The 17,684-nt window shown below is 71.7% G+C and carries 16 protein-coding genes; 6 read left to right on the top strand and 10 right to left on the bottom strand.

Annotated features, from left to right (window positions below):
* Positions 1-327: 327 nt before the first annotated feature.
* The 4 genes from ABD369_RS33280 to asnB all read right to left on the bottom strand — a co-directional run bounded on the left by ABD369_RS33280 (position 328) and on the right by asnB (position 6,661).
* Complete coding sequence (locus ABD369_RS33280; RefSeq protein ID WP_344640347.1) at positions 328-1,719, bottom strand: GNAT family N-acetyltransferase; 1,392 nt, start codon at positions 1,717-1,719, stop codon at positions 328-330.
* Positions 1,720-1,750: 31 nt separating this feature from the next.
* Positions 1,751-3,265 carry a pyridoxal phosphate-dependent decarboxylase family protein gene (locus ABD369_RS33275; RefSeq protein WP_344640346.1) on the bottom strand — a complete coding sequence of 505 codons (1,515 nt, stop codon included), beginning with the start codon at positions 3,263-3,265 and terminating at the stop codon, positions 1,751-1,753.
* A 223-nt stretch (positions 3,266-3,488) separates the two neighbouring features.
* Positions 3,489-4,568 (bottom strand): hypothetical protein, encoded by a 1,080-nt coding sequence (locus ABD369_RS33270; protein ID WP_344640345.1) that lies wholly within the window; start codon positions 4,566-4,568, stop codon positions 3,489-3,491.
* A gap of 236 nt (positions 4,569-4,804) precedes the next feature.
* On the bottom strand, positions 4,805-6,661 hold the full coding sequence (gene asnB / locus ABD369_RS33265) for an asparagine synthase (glutamine-hydrolyzing) (protein WP_344640344.1): 1,857 nt from the start codon (positions 6,659-6,661) through the stop codon (positions 4,805-4,807).
* A 175-nt stretch (positions 6,662-6,836) separates the two neighbouring features.
* Here asnB and ABD369_RS33260 point away from each other — a divergent pair, with 175 nt between their 5' ends.
* From ABD369_RS33260 to ABD369_RS33245, 4 genes are all read left to right on the top strand, one after another.
* Positions 6,837-7,112: a hypothetical protein gene (locus tag ABD369_RS33260; protein ID WP_344640343.1), complete on the top strand. Its 276-nt coding sequence runs from the start codon at positions 6,837-6,839 to the stop codon at positions 7,110-7,112.
* A 33-nt stretch (positions 7,113-7,145) separates the two neighbouring features.
* On the top strand, positions 7,146-8,987 hold the full coding sequence (gene glmS / locus ABD369_RS33255; protein ID WP_344640342.1) for a glutamine--fructose-6-phosphate transaminase (isomerizing): 1,842 nt from the start codon (positions 7,146-7,148) through the stop codon (positions 8,985-8,987).
* 165 nt (positions 8,988-9,152) lie between these two features.
* On the top strand, positions 9,153-9,809 hold the full coding sequence (locus ABD369_RS33250; RefSeq protein ID WP_344640341.1) for an NADPH-dependent F420 reductase: 657 nt from the start codon (positions 9,153-9,155) through the stop codon (positions 9,807-9,809).
* Positions 9,810-9,822: 13 nt separating this feature from the next.
* Complete coding sequence (locus ABD369_RS33245; protein ID WP_344640340.1) at positions 9,823-10,566, top strand: PIG-L deacetylase family protein; 744 nt, start codon at positions 9,823-9,825, stop codon at positions 10,564-10,566.
* Here ABD369_RS33245 and ABD369_RS33240 read toward each other — a convergent pair.
* The 5 genes from ABD369_RS33240 to ABD369_RS33220 form a co-directional block, all read right to left on the bottom strand.
* Positions 10,527-11,264 (bottom strand): DedA family protein, encoded by a 738-nt coding sequence (locus ABD369_RS33240; RefSeq protein WP_344640339.1) that lies wholly within the window; start codon positions 11,262-11,264, stop codon positions 10,527-10,529. The genes ABD369_RS33245 and ABD369_RS33240 overlap by 40 nt on opposite strands.
* Before the next feature lie 39 nt (positions 11,265-11,303).
* Complete coding sequence (locus tag ABD369_RS33235; protein WP_344640338.1) at positions 11,304-11,510, bottom strand: DUF1918 domain-containing protein; 207 nt, start codon at positions 11,508-11,510, stop codon at positions 11,304-11,306.
* Positions 11,511-11,743: 233 nt separating this feature from the next.
* The gene (locus tag ABD369_RS33230) at positions 11,744-12,403 is read right to left on the bottom strand and encodes a TetR/AcrR family transcriptional regulator (RefSeq protein WP_344640337.1); all 660 of its coding nucleotides are present in this window, start codon (positions 12,401-12,403) and stop codon (positions 11,744-11,746) included.
* A gap of 152 nt (positions 12,404-12,555) precedes the next feature.
* Positions 12,556-13,620 carry a phosphatidylinositol-specific phospholipase C domain-containing protein gene (locus ABD369_RS33225; RefSeq protein WP_344640336.1) on the bottom strand — a complete coding sequence of 355 codons (1,065 nt, stop codon included), beginning with the start codon at positions 13,618-13,620 and terminating at the stop codon, positions 12,556-12,558.
* Positions 13,621-14,007: 387 nt separating this feature from the next.
* Positions 14,008-14,814, bottom strand: coding sequence for an acyltransferase domain-containing protein (locus ABD369_RS33220; RefSeq protein WP_344640335.1), 807 nt, complete (start codon positions 14,812-14,814; stop codon positions 14,008-14,010).
* Between the two features lie 178 nt (positions 14,815-14,992).
* On the opposite strand from ABD369_RS33220, the gene ABD369_RS33215 reads away from it, so the two are divergent.
* A complete protein-coding gene (locus tag ABD369_RS33215) occupies positions 14,993-16,561 on the top strand; it encodes an MFS transporter (protein ID WP_344640334.1) in 1,569 nt (522 codons plus the stop codon).
* Between the two features lie 4 nt (positions 16,562-16,565).
* Positions 16,566-17,162, top strand: coding sequence for an acyl-CoA-like ligand-binding transcription factor (locus ABD369_RS33210; protein ID WP_344640333.1), 597 nt, complete (start codon positions 16,566-16,568; stop codon positions 17,160-17,162).
* 177 nt (positions 17,163-17,339) lie between these two features.
* On the opposite strand, the gene ABD369_RS33205 is transcribed toward ABD369_RS33210, so the two are convergent.
* Positions 17,340-17,495: a hypothetical protein gene (locus ABD369_RS33205; RefSeq protein ID WP_344640332.1), complete on the bottom strand. Its 156-nt coding sequence runs from the start codon at positions 17,493-17,495 to the stop codon at positions 17,340-17,342.
* Between the last annotated feature and the right edge of the window lie 189 nt (positions 17,496-17,684).

The following is a 17,684-nucleotide window of genomic DNA, read 5'->3' as shown; positions in this document are numbered from 1 at the left end:
TCGTGCAGGGGACCGTCGGGCGGCGGGGACGGGCCCAGCCTACCCACTCCGCGGCCCACGTCCGAGTCCCGGACCCTCCCTGGCCTGCCCAGGACGCCCCGGCAGCGCCCTGACATGGCCTCGCCGGAAGTCCTCAAGAGTGCGGAAAACCATGTGAAGCGGGCGGCGTGCGACGGTACTTGCTCTGTCGGGCGAGCACCGCCGCACACCGGGAGTCGGGAGGCGTGACCGGTCGCGGGGCCCGGCGGGCCGGCCGCCTTCGGGTACGCGAACTTCCCCGCGGTCCGGCGAATTTACCCGATTTGATGGGAAGAGTTCCGATTTGCCCTATCGGCCCGGGCCGGTGGCCCAAGGGGTGGGGAGCCGATCGGCGGCCTCGGCGAGGTGAGCGGTGATCACCAGAGTGCCGTCCTCGACCTGGTAATCGAGCGGTGCGGCCAGCCTGCGCATGGTGGAGATCAGCCCGGTGTTGGAGGCGTGCGTGACGGCGTATACCGTTCGCACTCCGCCTTCGAGGGCCAGTGCCGCCATCCGTCGCAGCAGGTCCACGCCGAGCCCGCGCTGCTGCCAGTCGTCCTCGACCAGCAGGGCCACCTCCGCGCTGTCGTCGTCCCACATCAGGTGGGCCAGGGCGACGATCCGGCCGTCCGCGGTCTCCACAGCCAGGGTCTGGCCGTGCCGTGGGTCGAGCAGATGGTCTAGGTAGCGGTCGGCGTCGGCCACCGGACCGTGGTAACGCCTGCGCAGGGACTCCTTGGAGCAGCGGTGGTGCATCGCCAGTGCGGCGGCCTTGTCGCCGGCGTCGGCCCGGCGGACCGTCAGGTCGGTCCCGGCGGGCAGGCTGAGGCGGGCCTCGACCTTGGGGACGCGCGGTCCGAGCAGGCTGTCCAGCTCGACCAGCGCCTGGGCACGGGCGAACTCGGTCGGGGTGAACGGCAGTTGCGGCCTGGTCAGCTCGATCAGGTCACCGGAGGGTGCGGGAAGCCGCATCACATGGCCGTCCACTCCGGCCGCCGCCCGCTCGCCGCCGCCCGGGTACTGCCGGATGGTGCAGCGACCGAACAACTGCCGCAGCGCGACGGGCAGTTCGGCGGCGTCCAGTGCCGTCCGGGTGGCCAGTGCCAGGATGTGGGCCGGCACGTCCACCAGGTCGTGCGCGTCGGCCGGGTCGGTCCAGATGTCATGGCCCCCGGCGGCGGCGACGGCTGCGACCAGCTCGGCGCGGGCCAGCGTGCCCGGCGCGCGGAGCAGGAACTCGTCCACGGTGGCCTCCGGCAGCGGGTGGGCCTGCATCGAGACGATGTTCACCCCGAGGCCGGCCAGCGCCGCCGCGACCCGGGCCAGGCTGCCCGGTGAGTCGGGCACGGTGGCGCGGAGCCGCCAGAGGGCGGTCTGCTCGAAATACCCCAGCGGTCCGGTCATCGCCGCCTCCCCGGGCGGTGCGCCGTGATCGGGATGGGGCGGTGGCGAGTGCGGGTGCCGGTGTGCCCACCAGGCGTGGCAGACCGCGGTGACGAGCAGTGCGGCGGCCGAGCCGAAGAGCAGCACCGGTCCGTCGTGGCCGTGCACCACCACGTTGGCGACCAGGTCGGCGGCGGCGCAGGCGGCGAAGATCGCGGCGAGTTCCGTGGTGTCCCGGCGCCAGCGGTGGCCGCGGGCGGCGCGGCGCTGGGCGCGGGCGGGCGTGGTGGGACGGGCCGAGAGCGTCGAGGAGTCCATGCGGTCATGCTGTCCCGCCGGTGTTTCACGATCACGAATCCCCCGTGACCTGTCGGTAAAAGTCTCCGTCCGAGGTCCGGGTGGCCCCCGGCCGGCCCGGAGCAGGCAACTGATGGTCAGTCAGGTCAGCCGCCGCAGAGCGTACTTCATCCAACAGGGCGACCAGATCGGCCTCGGTGGTGGCGGAGTTCAGCAGGCAGGCCCGCAGCATCTCGCGGCCCCGGTGGACCGCGCCGGTGACGAATGCCCGCCCGCGCCGCTGGACGGCGGCCGGCAGCTCCCGGTTGACCGCGTCCAGCAGCCGCTCGTCCGCCCCCGCCGGGCGGTAGCGGAAGGCGACGATGGAGGTCTCCACCGGAGCGAGCAGTTCCAGCCGCGGGTCGGCCTCCACCAGCTCGCCGAGGCGCCGGGCGAGCGCGGTGCAGCGGGCGATGTCGGCGCTGATCCCGGCCCGGCCCCGGTGGGCGATGGTGGCCCAGACCTTGAGCGAGCGGAACGGGCGGGTCTGCTCCATCCCGTACTCGGAGAACCAACCGAGCTCGCCCGCCGCCTCGTCCCGAAGATACGAGGGCACCAGGCTGAACGTGCCGCGCAGCTCCTCGGGGTGTCTGACCAGGGCGCAGCCGCAGTCCACCGGTACGCCCAGCCACTTGTGCGGGTCGAGCGCGAGCGAGTCGGCGCGGGCCATCCCGGCGTAGCGGTGCGCGATGGCGGGGTCGAGCACGCCGAAGGCGCCGTACGCCCCGTCCACGTGCAGCCACAGCCCTTCGGCGGCGCACAGGTCGGCGATCGGCTCGAAGGGGTCGACGGCACCGGTGCCGACGGTTCCGGCGGAGGCGACCACCAGGAAGGGCAGTCGTCCGGCCGCGCGGTCCTCTGCGACGGCGGCGCGCAGCGCGGCCACATCGAGCCGTCCGTCGGGGTCGGTGGCCACGGTGCGCAGGTTGCGACTGCCCAGGCCCAGCAGTTCGACGGCCTTGCGGACGCAGGAGTGGCTCTCGGCGGTGGCGTAGCCGACCAGCGGGGGCAGCCCGGCCAGGCCCTGTTCGCGCAGGTCGCACCCGGCCAGGCGGGCGGCGCGGTTCCGGGCGGCGGCCAGGCACAGGATGGTGGCCATCGAGGTACCGGAGGTGAGGATGCCGCCGCCGGGAGGGTGCGGGAATCCGACCAGCTCGGCCATCCAGCGGACCACGGCGCGCTCCAGGTGCACGTCGGCGTGGTCACCCCCGGCGGAGCTGGGGTTCATCGCGGCCGCGGCCAGGGTGGCGAGCACGCCGGCCGGTGCGGGTGCGGAGTTCACCCAGCCGAAGAAGCGCGGGTGGCCGTTGCCCATCGGCGCGGGCATCACCCGGTTCTCGATCTCTTCCAGCAGTGCGCCGAGTGGGCGGCCCCGGGCGGGGAGCGGGGCGTCCAACAGGGCGGCCCGTCCGGCCGGGTCCATCGGCTGCCAGACCGGGCGGCCGGGCAGCGCGTCGAGGTAGTCGGCGACCAGGTCGGCGGTGGCGCGGGCGGCAGTGCGGAAGTCGTCGGCGGTGGCGTCGCTCATGCTGCTGCTCCAGTGGGCGGTACTGGGGCGCGGCGTCTTCGGCGCACCTGACTGAGCCGATCATACGACCGGCTGCGCGACGCGTACCCGGGAGCGCGGAACCGTGGGCCGGCGGGCTCCTCCCCGTGCCCCGGACGGCGACTCGCCGACGGGTCGGGCTCTTCCCCGCACCGTCCTGGCCGACCCGCCGGACCGCGCGGAGCCCGGGCCGTTGGGCGGCCGCTCAGTCCAGGGTGCCGGAAAGTCCGCCCGAGCTGCGGCAGTAGCCGGCCAGCTCCGGGTTGGTGATCTTCTTGCAGAGGCGGGCGGGGGCCCCGGCGTCGGTGTAGTTGACGGTGTAGTAGCTCATCAGGCCCTCGGTGCAGGCCTTGCGCTGCCAGGCATCGGCGGCGGTGGCGCACTGCTGGGCGGCCCAGTCCTCGCGGTCCAGGTTGTACTTCATGGTGCGTGAGCCGACGCCCCGGCTGCAGTCGCCCCCGCCGCCGGTGGCCTGTGCGTTGAGGCACCACTTGAGGGCCTCGGCGAACACCTCGGGGTGGTCCTGCCAGTCGTGCGAACTGAGGTAGTAGGTCGGCGCGTAGAAGTAGCAGGCGGAGCGGAACAGTGCGGGCTGCTCCGGGCAGGGGTAGAGCGGCTCCTCGGCGAGCCTGTCGGCGGGGAGGTTGGCCTTGGCGTTCTCGTCCTCCTCGTCCGGTGCGAAGAACTGCATGAACAGGCCCTCCGAGCAGGTGATCCGCTTGGAGTCGGTGGGGAACTTGCTGCACAGCGCCCGGGCGGCGGGGACGTCCTGCTTGGTGACGAACATGGTCCCGTGCCCCACGCCGTGGATGCAGGGGCCCTTGTTGGCGGGGGCGCACAGGGTGAGGATGTCCGCCTCCGGGTTGTCGGAGTTGGCCAGCATCTCCTCCACCGCGCCGTGCAGATAGCCGGCCGCGCAGGTCTCGTGCGGGAAGGAGAGGACCTTCTGGAAGTCCTGGTGGTAGCGCTTGACGGCGGCGTGGCCGAGCTCGTGCGCGATCGGGTGGCAGAACCGGACGGTGTACGGGAGCTTCTTGGTGATCCGATCCAGGTCCGCCAGGGCCACTCCGGGGTCGGTGGCGTCCATCTCGGCCATCAGCTTGTTGCGCAGTGTGCTGCGGGTCCACACCGCGGGGTCGCCGGTGGGCGTGGCCGCCGCGGCGGCACCCGCCACGGCCGGGCCGGCGGCGGGCGCGGCGGGGACCCACTGGGTGACGGCGGCCGCGCCCAGGCCGAGCGCCCCGAGCAGGGCTGCGGTGACGATCGCGAAGCTTCGCGGCTGCATGCGTTGCTCCTCTAGCCGACAGCTTTTGACCGGTTTCGTTCCCATCCTGTAGCTATCGGCCAGAATCTACCCGGGTTTGACAGCCGTTCGGGTGGAGCGGCGGCTCCGGTGGCGAGATCGCCCGCGGTACGGCCGCTCCCCGGTCCAACGACGGAGCCCGCACCCGGTCACCCGGGCGGTCGGAGGGGCAGCGACAGGTCAGAGGGGCAGCGACACGTCAGGGGCTCGGTGACAGGTCAGAGGCTCAGCGAGACCTCGTAGTCGCGCAGCCAGGCGTTCAGGCCCAGGGCGAGCTCGGTGGCGGCCCGGTTGGCCTGCGGGTCGCTGTCCGGGCGGAGGGTGTCGGCCAGCGCGACCGGGTCCAGCAGTGCGTGGACGGGGGCCTTCGGGTCGGCGGCGACTTCGGCGAGTTCGCCGCGCAGACCGAGCGGGTAGTTGGGGTCCTGGGTGCTCGGATACGGGCTCTTGACCCGGTCGGCCACCGCGGCCGGCAGGGTGTCCCGGACGGCGGCGCGCAGCAGGCTCTTCTCCCGGCCGTCGAAGGTCTTCATCGCCCACGGGGTGTTGAACACGTACTGCACCAGTCGGTGGTCGCAGAACGGCACCCGGACCTCCAGGCCGGTGGCCATGCTCATCCGGTCCTTGCGGTCCAGCAGGAGGCGCACGAAGCGGGTCAGGTTGAGGTAGCTGATCTCCCGCATCCGCCGCTCGAACGGGTCGGTGCCGGTGCCGTCCAGGTGCGGCACCTCGGCCAGGGCCTCGCGGTAGCGCTGGGCTCGGTAGCCGGGCAGGTCCAGCCGGGCGACCAGGTCGGGGGAGAGCAGGCCGTCGCCGGGCCGGGTGGAGGGGCCGGAGATCTCGGCCATCGAGGTGATCCAGGGGAAGGCGTCGGTCGCGATGAGCGCCGGGTCGTGGAACCAGGGGTACCCGCCGAAGAGCTCGTCCGCCGACTCGCCGGAGAGCGCGACGGTGGAGTGCCGGCGGATCGCCCGGAAGAGCAGCAGCAGCGAGGTGTCCATGTCGCCGAAGCCGACCGGCAGGTCGCGGGCGTGCAGCACCGCGTCGCGGTGCGCCAGGTCGGTGAGGGAGGCGCTGTCCAGCTCGATGGTGCGGTGGTCGGCGTCGACGTGCTCGGCGACCATCTTCGCGTACGGGCTGTCGGGGGTGGCGCGGAACGAGTCGGGGCGGAAGTTCTCGGTCTGGCCGACGAAGTCGACGGAGAAGGAGTGCACCGGGCCGTGCCCGCCGGCCCGCAGCGCCCGCGCGGCGAGCGCGGTGACGGCGCTTGAGTCCAGGCCGCCGGAGAGCAGGGTGCACAGCGGGACGTCGGAGATCAGTTGCCGCTCGATGATGTCGTCCAGCAGCGCGCGGACGGTGGAGACGGTGGCGTCCAGGTCGTCGGTGTGCTTCCTGGCCTCAAGTGCCCAGTAGCGCTGGACGGTCAGCCCCTGGCGGCGGACCCGGATCAGATGGCCCGGCTCCACCTCGGCCATGCCGCGGTAGACCGCGTGGCCCGGGGTCTTGGTCAGGCCGAGCAGTTCGCGCAGCCCGTCGAGGTCCACCGCCGGTCGCACCGAGGGGTGGGCGAAGACGGCTTTGGGCTCGGAGCCGAACAGTACGCCGTCGGCGGTGCGCTGGTAGTAGAGCGGCTTGACCCCCATCCGGTCGCGGACCAGCAGCAGTTCCTCGGTGCGGGCGTCCCAGAGTGCGAAGGCGAACATGCCGTTCAGCCGGGTGACGAAGTCGTGGCCCCACCTCAGGTAGGCGTGCAGCACCACCTCGGTGTCGCTGCGGGTGCGGAAGCGGTGACCGGCGGCCTCCAACTCGGCCCGTAACTCAAGGTGGTTGTAGACCTCGCCGCTGTAGGTGAGGGCGACCAGCAGCCGGCCGTCGTCCTCGACGGTCATCGGTTGCGCGCCGCCTTCGAGGTCGATCACCGAGAGCCTGCGGTGGCCGAGTGCCGCATGCCGCTCCAGGTGGACACCGCCCGCGTCCGGGCCCCGGCAGGCCATGGTGGCGGTCATCGCGTCCAGAGCGGCCCGTTCCGTGGTGAGGTCCCGGTCGAACGCGACCCAGCCCGTAATCCCGCACATGCGAACTCCCAGGTTTCCCGTAGGTCTACAGGTGTTCATATGCGTACGCAGGATGACGGTACGCTCAAATATTGAGCACATCAAGGGTCTGTGGATCGCCGAGTCCCCCGAGATCTGCCCGATTTCGGGCAGAAATCTTGGATCATGACCGGGCGACCGCATAGGCTCCCCACTCGTGTCCGCCTCACCACACCCCCACGAAGACCTGCTCGCCCACCTCACCCGCACCACGCCGCTCGGTCCGGGCGAGGCCGCGCGAGTGATCGCGGAGGTGCTGGCGTACTTCTCCGAGAACACCGAGGAATACGTCCGCCGCCGCCACGGTGAGCTGCAGGCACGCGGCCTGACCAATGAGCGGATCTTCGCCCGCCTCGGCGCGGAACTGGTCGCCCGTCGCGTGGCGGCGCCCGAGCTGTCCACCCGTCAGCTGCGCCGGATCGTCTACGGCTGAGCCGTACCACCCATCGAACCTGAGGAGTTACCCATGTGCGGAATCGTGGCCTACATCGGCCCGAAGGACGCGACCACCTTCCTGCTGGAGGGCCTGCAGCGGCTGGAGTACCGCGGCTACGACTCTGCCGGGGTGGCCGTCGCAGGCAAGACCGGCGGCCTGAAGGTCTGCAAGGTGAAGGGCCGGGTCGCCGACCTCGCCGCCGCCGTGCCCGCCCGCTTCAAGGGCACCACCGGCATCGGCCACACCCGCTGGGCCACCCACGGCGTGCCCAGCGACGCCAACGCGCACCCGCACGTCGACAACGCGGGCCGGATCGCCGTCGTCCACAACGGCATCATCGAGAACGCCGACGAGCTGCGGGCCAAGCTGACCGCCGAGGGCGTCACCTTCACCTCCGAGACCGACACCGAGGTCCTCGCCCACCTGGTCGCGGCCCACCTCACCGACGACGGCGAGCTGGAGGACGCGGTCCGCGCCGTGCTCGGCCACGTCGTCGGCACCTACGGCATCGCCGTCCTCGACTCCGCCCGCCCGGACCGGATCGTCGTCGCCCGCAACGGCAGCCCGATCGTGCTCGGCATCGGCGAGAAGGAGATGTTCGTCGCCTCCGACGTCGCCGCCCTGGTCCGCTACACCCGGCAGGTGGTGCACCTGGAGGACGGCGAACTGGCCACCGTCCGGGCCGGCGGCTTCAACACCTTCACCTCCGACGCCCGCCCGACCACCCGTCAGCCCTCCACCGTCGACTGGGAGATCGGCTCCTACGACACCGCCGGCTACCAGCACTTCCTGCTCAAGGAGATCCACGAGCAGCCGGCCGCCGTCGAGCGCACGCTCTCCGGCCGGCTCGACGAGCGCTTCGCCACCGCCCATCTCGGCGGCCTCAACCTGGATGCCCGGGAGCTGCGCGAGATCCGCCGGGTGAAGATCCTCGGTTGCGGATCCGCCTACTACGCGGGCGAGATGGGCGCCCAGCTGATCGAGGAGCTCGCCCGCATCCCCGCCCACAGCGAGCCCGCCTCCGAGTTCCGCTACCGCAACCCCGTCATCGAGGCCGACACCCTCTACATCGCGGTCAGCCAGTCCGGCGAGACCTACGACACGCTGGCCGCAGTCCAGGAGATCAAGCGCAAGGGCGGCCGGGTGCTCGGGGTGGTGAACACAGTCGGCAGCGCCATCGCCCGCGAGTGCGACGGCGGTATCTACCTGCACGCCGGCCCGGAGATCTCCGTCGCCTCCACCAAGGCCTTCACCTCCACCGTGATCGCCTTCGCGCTGCTCGCCCTGCACTTCGGGCGGATCCACGACCTCTCCCCGGCCGACGGCCGGCGGATCGTGAACGCGCTCAGGGCACTGCCCGGCCAGATCCGCGAAATCCTCGACCAGGAGGAGCAGGTGGCCAAGCTGGCCGCCGAGTTCGCCGGAACGGCCGGCGCTCCCACCGAGGGCATGATGTTCATCGGCCGGGTGCGCGGCTACCCCGTCGCCCGCGAGGGCGCGCAGAAGCTCAAGGAGATCTCCTACATCCACGCCGAGGCCTACCCCGCCAGCGAGCTCAAGCACGGCCCGCTCGCGTTGATCAGCCCCGAACTGCCCACCGTGGCACTGGTTCCCGACGACGAGCTGCTCGACAAGAACCTCACCACCCTCGGCGAGATCAAGGCCCGTTCCGGCCGCGTCCTGGCCATCGCCCACCGCGCCCCCGAGGCCAAGCTCGCCGACCACTGCATCGTGGTCCCCAAGAGCGAGCCGGAGTTGGACCCGCTGCTGCTCAACATCCCGCTCCAGCTGCTCGCCTACCACGCGGCCGTGGCCCTGGAACGGGACGTGGACAGGCCGCGCAACCTCGCCAAGAGCGTCACCGTGGAGTAGCCCGAGCATCATCGTGGAGTGGTTCGAGCGCAACCGTGGAGCGGTCCGGGCCGATCTGACGACATATCGGCAGGGTGATGCCACCTCAGGTGCGCGACGGCTATGGTTCGACCGTGGGCCGGCGGGCGCATCGGCCCGGACCAGCACCGGAACGGGAGACGGAGCATGCGGATCGGCATCATCGGCACCGGCACCGTCGGCCGCACCCTCGCGGCCAAGCTGGTGTCGCTGGGCCACGAGGTCACCCTCGGTTCACGCACCAAGGAGAACGCGGGGGCCGCTGAATGGGCCCGCCAAGCGGGCCCCTACGGACACGCCGGGACCTTCGCGGACGCCGCCGACTTCGGCGAACTGGTCATCAACGCGACCGCCGGTACGGTCTCGCTCCAGGCCCTGCGCCTGGCCGGGGCCGACCGGCTCGCCGGGAAGGTCCTGATCGACGTCTCCAACCCGCTGGTCTTCGCGCCCGACGGCGAGGTCAGCCTCGACCCCGTCAACACCGACAGCATCGGTGAGCGGATCCAGCGGGAGTTCCCGTACACCGCGGTGGTGAAGGCGCTCAACACCCTAAGCGCGCCGCTGATGGTCGACCCCGGGCGGGTCCCCGGAGCGCACAACCTCTTCATCGCAGGGGAGGACCCCGAGGCCAAGGCCCGGGTCAGGTCGCTGCTGGAGCAGTTCGGCTGGGCCGACGAGGTGATCGTCGACCTCGGCGGGATCGCCGCGGCCCGCTCCACCGAGATGCTGATGCCGTTCTGGCTGAACATGATGCGCCACGTCGGCCACACCGACTTCAACTACTCCTTCAAGATCGCCGAGTGAGGCCGCAGGCAGCATGAGTGATCAGCCACCGACCCCGTACCAGCACCTCCGCGAGGACTGGCAGAGCGCCCTCGCCGTGGTGGCGCACCCCGACGACATGGAGTACGGCGCGGCCGCCGCCGTCGCCCGCTGGACCTCCCAGGGCAAGCGGATCGGCTACGTCATGGTCACCAGCGGCGAGGCGGGCATCGACTCGCTAGCACCCGAACGGTGCCGCCCGGTCCGCGAGGCCGAGCAGATCGCCTCCGCCGCGCTGGTCGGCGTGGACGACGTGGACTTCCTCGGCCACCCCGACGGCGTGGTCGAGTACGGCATCGGGCTGCGCCGCGACATCGCCCGGGCCGTCCGCAAGTACCGCCCGGACATCGTGATAACCACCAACTTCCGGGACACCTACGGTGGCGTGGTGCCCAACCAGGCCGACCACATCGCGGTCGGCCGGGCCGCCCTGGACGCGGTCCGGGACGCGGGCAACCGGTGGATCTTCCCCGAGCTCGGCGACGAGGGCCTGGCGCCCTGGAACGGCGTCCGCGAGGTCTGGGCCGCCGCCTCGCCCGAGGCCCGGCACGCCGTGGACACCACCGACTTCCACGACCGGGGCGTCGCCTCGTTGATGGCCCACCGGGCCTACCTGGAAGCCCTCGGCGGGGAGATGTCCGACCCGGAGGAGTTCCTGGAGTCGGCCGGGCGGGCCGCCGGCAGCCGGCTCGGCACCCGCTACGCGTCCCCGTTCGAGGTGATCCCGCTACGCCCCTGAGCGGGCTCCGCACCGCCGGTGGGCTCCGGTTCGTCGCTGCCGCTGCCGCTGCCGCTGCCGTCCGGCTCGTCCCGGCCGGAGCGGCGACGGCGGCGCAGGAGCCGTACCGCCACCAGGCCGACCGCCAGCGCCACGAGCACGATCAGCGCGACCACCTGGTAGTGCAGCGCCTGGGCGTAGAGGGTGCCGATGTCCGCGCCCGCGGCGTAGCCGATCGAGGACCAGAGGCCGACCCAGAGCAGGGCGCCGATCACGTCGGCGGGTATGAAGCGGCTCGGGCGCAGTTCGGCCGCGCCCGAGATGATGCCGCCGGTCTGCCGCAGGCCGTCGATGAAGCGGGCCACCAGGACCACCTTGGGGCCGTGCCGGGCGAAGAAGCGGTCGGCCTTGGCCAGCCGTTCCTCGGTGATCAGCAAGTACCGACCCCAGCGGTGGAGCAGCGCCAACCCACCGGTCCGGCCGATCAGGTAGCCGGCGCCGTGGCCGGCGACCGCGGCGACCGCGGCCACCGCGGCCACCGCGACGATGTTCAGGCGGCCGGTGCCCGCGTAGACGGCGGCCAGCACCAGGATGGTCTGGCCCGGCACCGGGATGGCGCAGTTGTCCAGAAAGACCAGGGCTCCGACCGCCGGATAGCCGTAGCCGTCCAGCAGCGGAGCCAGGTGGCCCAAGGGGCCCGGAAGGGGCGGCGCCGGCATGGTCGGTGCTCCTGGCCGCGGATCGATCGCTCGGGGTGGTTACCGGTTGGAGCTGCCGGAGTGCTTCTTGGTCTCGATGTTGCAGTCGGGGCCTGGGTAGATCAGACCGGTGTGGCCGTCCTCGAAGCGGACCACGTAAGGGGGTTCGCCGTCGACTCCGCGCACCTCGATGATCTCGCCCTTCTGATCCACCATTCCGACTGATCTGCTGTGGATGTGGAGCTGGTCACCTACCGCCGCATGCATGATCTGCTCCTCGGGGAGTACGGGCTGTACCGGCGGGCGACCACTGTGCCACCAGCGAGGCAGGCGGCCGTTCCGCTCTTCCACTGTGCGGCGTGAACCGGGCAGCCGCAATGTCGTGGGGGCCGGGTACGGCCGGTCGGGGACGGGGACTACGGCCGGGAGGGGCTCGGGGTCGGGGGCGGCCGGGGCCGAGGAGTGCGGCCGGGCGAGGCCCTGAGTACGGCCGGGCGGAGTCAGACGGGCAGGTGGTCGGCCAGGTAGCAGCGCAGCAGGCGCTTGGCCTCGGCGATCAAGGCGGGGTCACCGTCCGGGTCGTTGCGGAAGGCCAGTTTGAGCACTGCGTCGGCGCACTCCATGGCCACCCGCAGGGCGACCGCGAAATCCGGGGTGTCGAACAGTCCGCCCGCCAGGGTCCGCAGCCGCAGGGCCACGGCGGCGTTGTTGTCGAGGTCGTCGTCCAGCAGGTGGAGATCGTCGCGGACGCCCGAGGGACGCTGCTCGACCAGTCCGAAGTCGACATGGCAGAAGCCCGGGACAGCGCGCTTCATGGCCACGAACTCCTCGACGGCCAGATCCACGAAACCGGCCACGCCCTGCGGGGCCTCGGCGTCCAGCCGGCGGGCGAGGCGGTTGAGATAGCGGTCCAGGTTCCGTTCGGCGAGGGCGGCGAGCAGGCTCTCCTTACCGGAGAAGAACTGGTAGAGCGTGCCGATCGGCACCCGGGCGCGCTGGGCCACCTCCTTGGTGGTCAGCCCGCCGGCACCGACCTCGTCCAGCAGACCCGCACAGTTGTCCAGCAGTCGCTCGTACCGCTCCAGGCTGCGCCGCTGCACCGGCCTGCGCCGCGCCGCCGTGCCCGCCCCGGCCCGCTGGCCGTCCGTCCGCGCCGTCATGCAACTACTCTGCCGTATCCGGCATTCCGGGTGCGAATCGCTGACATGAGTTGAGCTCATGTTCGTAGAGCGGTCCCCCCAGGCTGCGGCACCCGGTGGACCGTGCGGTACCGGCGCCCCTCGCGGGCCGGTACCGCACACCGGCGGGCGGGTCAGCCCCGGGGCAGCACCAGGGACTGGACGGCCGGGAGCTTGCGCCAGTCGCTGGAGACGATGCTCGCGTGCGCCCGGGCGAGCTGCTCGGTGCGGGCGCGGGCCTGGTCGGCGGTGGGACCGGTGGCGCTGATCGCCGGGGTGACGTTCTGGGCGTCCGTCATCACCAGCAGATAGTGCGAACGGTCGTACCAGGCGGTGTCGATGCCGCCGGTGTACGTGGCGGCGTCGCCGTCGAAGACCACGAACCACGGCCTGATCCCGGCGTCCGCGCCCGTGTACGCGCTGCGCGGGTCGCCGCCGGCGGCGCCGTGCACGGCGGGGAACAGCTGGGCGTCCCCGATGCGGCCGGCCGCGGCCAGGTCGCGCAGGTGCCGCCCGTACTCGACGTCGGTGTGCAGGGTGTCGAAGGGGTTGCTCTCCTCGACCGTCCCCGGGATGGCGTACAGGAGGACGCGACCGGCGAGCGCCGCTCGGCTCGGCCAGTTGCCGGCGCGGACCGCATCGTCGACGGTGGCGTACGAGCCGCCGCCGGGCTTGGCGAGCAGATCGGCCGGGCGGAGCACGGCGGAGCCCAGGTGGGCGGCGATTAGGGAGTCCAGCTGTGCGGGCCCCATGCCGTGGTTGGCCGAGAAGCCCGCCTTGAGCTCCAGTTTGACCACCAGTGGGCCGGCCCCCGGGTGGGCGCCGAGCCAGACCCGGACGTCGTCCAGGCAGTTCTCGAGGTTCTTGTTGGCGCCGCCGGTGTAGAGCTGCGCCGGGGCGCTCGCGGCGGTGCAGTTGTTGGAGTTTCCGAGCGGGTTGGCGTGACTGACCTTCCACTCCTTGGTGATGGTGTCCGTCCAGACGTCCAGCTCGATCATGCCGGTACCGGTGTCCAGCCCCTGGGCGAGGTACTCGTAGGCGGCCGGTTCGTAGGTGTTGTGCAGGCCGACGGTGGTGGCCGAGCCGAACGGAAGAGCGCCCGTCCCGGTCGCGCTGGCCGGGGGCGCCGGGACCAGGGCGGCTGCGGCGGCGAACAGACCGGCTGCAAGAGAGCCGGCGATGGTACGGCGTGCGGTCACAGGTGTTGTCCCCCGGGTCGAATGCTGGTCTCGGCCGCCCCTGCCGGGCCGCCGGGCGAATCATCGCCTGTCTGAACGTGCGTCAGGTGAATTCGGCACGACGATAACGTGACGCCTTGTCATGTTGTGTGGCCGGGTGGAGCGAAGCCGCTTCGGGTGTGTGTCGACCGGCGTGCTCGTACCGGTGTCGCCCTGGAGCCGTGACTCGCTCAACTGGACGTCCTGCACGGCGCGTTGCCCGGCGGCGTCGTCCGCGCATAGGCGTTCAAGAGACGCTGCGCCGCATCTGACGTTTCCGCGGGGAATCTCTAATATGAGTGATGCTCATGTTAGGAGGGAGGGCGCTGGACATGCGGAATCGAAGCGAGCATGGCCGGAGGTCGGCGATCAAGGCCGCGACCGGGGGGTGATGAGGGCCTGGGTCTCGATCGGGACGCCGAGCGCGGTTCCGGTGCCGTGTGCCTCCACCGCGTCGACCTGATCGTCCGTCAGTTCGGCGTTGGAGTTCCGGGGCGAGTTCCTCCTCGGCGGCCTCGACGGCCAGCACCGCGCCGTCGGCGGTGACCGCCTGCATCCGGCGGGCGCGGGCTGTCGCCAGGGTGCAGGCGTCGGGCCGCGAGAGGACGCCGGCCACGTGGCGGCGGCCAGCTCGTCGATCGAGTGGCGCATGACGAACTCGGGCTCCAGCCCCCAGTGTTCGCACAGCCGGTAGAGGGCGACCTCGAACGCGAACAGCGCCGCCTGGGTGCACCCGGTCCGGTCGAGCAGGTCGGCGTCGGGGGAGTCGGCGGGGGTGAACATCAGGTCGCGCACCAGCCGGTCCGGCGGGCCGTCCAGGTGCGCGCAGACCTCGTCCAGCGCGGCGGCGAACACCGGCTGGGTGGCGGCGAGTTCGCGGCCCATCCCGGACAGCTGGCCGCCCTGGCGGGAGACTAGGAAGGCGACCCGGGCGGGCTCGGCGGCACTGCCGCGCACCAGCCGGGCGGCGGGCTCGCCGGCGCCGAGCGCGGTCAGGCCGCCGAGCAGGGCCTCGCGGTCGTCGGCGACCACCACGGCCCGGTCCTCCAGGGCGGTGCGGCCGGTCGCCAGCGAGTGCGCCACGTCGGCGAGGCCGAGCTCGGGCCGGGCCGCGAGGTTCTCGCGCAGCGCGTCGGCCTGGGCGTGCAGGGCCGCGCCGCCGGTGCCGGAGAGCATGGCTCCGCCTAAAGGGCGCACGCCCTGCCGGATGCGCTCGGCGGTCTCGGCGAATGCGGTCCCGCCGGGGCGGCCGGACCGGTTGGGTCGGCGCCATCACCGTTGCGGGCGAAGGTACTTGCATGCCGGGAGACATAAAGTTAGTTTCTAACATGTTAGTCGCTAACGAGGGGTTCTCATGGAACAGGAACGGCCACCGGTCCCCGGACGGTGGTGGATGCTGGCAGCGCTCTGCCTGTCGGTACTGGTGCTCAGCCTGGACTTCACCGTCCTGAACGTCGCCCTGCCAACGATCTCCACGAGCCTGCACGCGAGCATCTCCGACCTGCAGTGGATCGTCGATGCCTACTCGCTCGCCGTGGCCGGCGCGATGCTCCCCGCCGGGGCCTTCGGCGACAAGTTCGGCCGCAAGCGGGTCCTGCTGATCGGCCTCGCGATCTTCTTCGGGGCCTCGTTCTGGGCTGGACTCGCCCACACCACGGGGAAGTTGATCGGAGTCAGGGCGCTGCTCGGGATCGGCTCCGCGATCATCCTGCCGATGACCCCGGCGATGCTGGTCGCGACCTTCGACGGACGCGAGCGGACGAAGGCGATGGCGGTGTTCACCGCTGCGATCGGCGCGGGCATGCCGCTGGGGCCGATCGTCGGCGGTGCGTTGCTCCAGCACTTCTCCTGGAACTCGGTCTTCTGGATCAATGTGCCGGTGGTCGCGATCACCCTGGTGGTCGGCGCGCTGCTGATCAAGGAGTCGCGCGACCCGGCCGCCCTCAAGCTGGACTGGCTCGGCACGGTGCTCGCCGTGACCGGCATCGTGGCCCTTGTCTACGGCGTCATCCGCGGCCCCGAGCACGGCTGGGCCAACGGGGCGACGATCGGCGTGCTGGCCGCCGCGGTGGTGCTGCTGGCCGTTTTCGTCCTCTGGGAGCGCCGCTTCGACCACCCGCTGATGAACACCAAGCTGTTCCGCAACCGGGTCTTCACCTGGAACACCGTGGCGATCATGATCGTGGCCTTCGCCCTCGTCGGCGTGGTCTTCGTGGTCCCGCAGTACATCCAAGTGGTGCTCGGCTACGACTCACTGGGCACCGGCCTGCGGATCATCCCCCTGATGGGCGGGCTGCTGGTGGCCGGCGCGGCAGGCTCGTGGGCGGACAAGATGATCGGGATCAAGGCCGTGGTCGTGACTGGCCTGGTCGTGATGACCGGTGGACTCGTGGCGCTCTCCCAGGTGAAAACCGGCAGCAGCTACGGCTTGATCGCCGGCGGTCTGGCCAGCTGCGGCTTCGGCATCGGCGCGGTCATGGGGCCGGCCCTGGATGCCGCCATCAGTGCCTCCGGCGGCACCGAAGCCGGCGCCAGCTCGGCCGTGGTCAATACCCTGCGCCAGGTTGGCAGCGCCCTCGCGGTGGCCGGACTGGGCAGCATCCTGTCCGCGGTCTTCTCCCGCAAGGTCGACCCCGCGCTACACGGCCTGCCCGCTGCCGCGGCCCACCCGGCGCGCGAGTCGGTCGCCGCCGCCTCGGCGATCGCCGACAAGCTCGGCCCGAGCGGTGCGGGATTGCGCCAGGCCGCGGGCCTCGCCTACATCGACGGCATGTCCGCGGTCATGCTGAGCTGCGCCGGGGCCGCCGTGCTCGGCACCATCGCCTGCCTGATCTACCTTCCCCGGCGTACCCCGGCCCCGGATCCGGTGGTGCTGGAGACGGTCGACGCGGCGGACTTCGGTGCCGCCACTGTCAGAGAATGACCGCATGAAGACCAGTGATGCGACGCCGGACTGGCGCGAGCGCAAGAAGGCCCAGACCCGCCGCACTCTCCAGGAGCAGGCCATGCGCCTGTTCCTGGAGCAGGGCTATGAGGCGACCACAGTGGAGGAGATCGCGAACGCCGCCGGGGTCTCCCACATGACGTTCTTCCGCTACTTCCCCACCAAGGAGGATGCGGCCCTCGCGGACGACTACGACCCGGTGATCGCCGAGCTCATCGCCGAGCGGCCGGCTGACGAGTCGGCCATAGACAAGATCCGCCACGCGCTCATCGAGGGCCTCAAGCGGGTCTACACCACCGACCGCGACGCGCTGCTCGCCCGCAACCAGCTGGTCCTGTCGACCCCCGCGCTGCGCGCGCGCACCTGGGAGCGGCAGGTTGCGGACCAGGAGCTGATCGCCCGGGCGCTGTCCGCACACTCGGGGTACGCGCAGAACGCGCTGCACACCCGCGTGGTGGCGGCCGCCTGCCTGGCCGCGGCCATGACGGCGATCAGCGTCTGGACCGAGAGCAACGGCACCCTGGACCTGCCCGGCCTGATCAACGAGGCGTTCGACGCGCTCCGCAGCGAGCTGCGCTGAAGGCCGAGACGGCCAGTGAGGCCCGCCCGGCTGCCGGGAGTTCGAGGTCGGATCCACCCCACACCATGGAGGTGTCATCCCGTTGGAGTCGGGACTCTGGCTTCGGCGCTTCGTACCCGCCCTGGAGAGCAGGGTCACGCTGATCTGTTCTCCGCCGACCGGGGCATCCGCGAGCTGCTACTTCCCGTTCGCCCTGCTGCTGCCCCCGACGATCGAGGTCCCCGCCGTCCAGTACCCCGGCAGGTCGTACCCCGCAGCCGACAGCGCCCACTCGAACGGCACCATCGGGAAGAGGTGGCAACCCCATGGCCAGGTCAGGAAAAGCGCGCGCATCGCTGCCTCCTCACGCCCGTGTTCGTACGGTGGTGGCCCATGGGCCGGTGAACTGTTCGATGTCCCGTGCGAGTTGGGCGGTCACCTCGGCGGGGGTGGGCTGGGTGAGGTGTTGTTGTCGGAGTCGGGTGGCGGCCTGCTGGTGGGTGGGGAGGTTGCCGAGGAAGGCGTCGAGGGCCTGTTGCAGGG

The organism is Kitasatospora cystarginea, from assembly GCF_039533515.1.
Taxonomy (GTDB): Bacteria; Actinomycetota; Actinomycetes; order Streptomycetales; family Streptomycetaceae; genus Kitasatospora; species Kitasatospora cystarginea.
The sequence above is the reverse complement of the archived record's forward strand: the minus strand, read 5'-3'. Positions and strand labels throughout refer to the sequence as shown.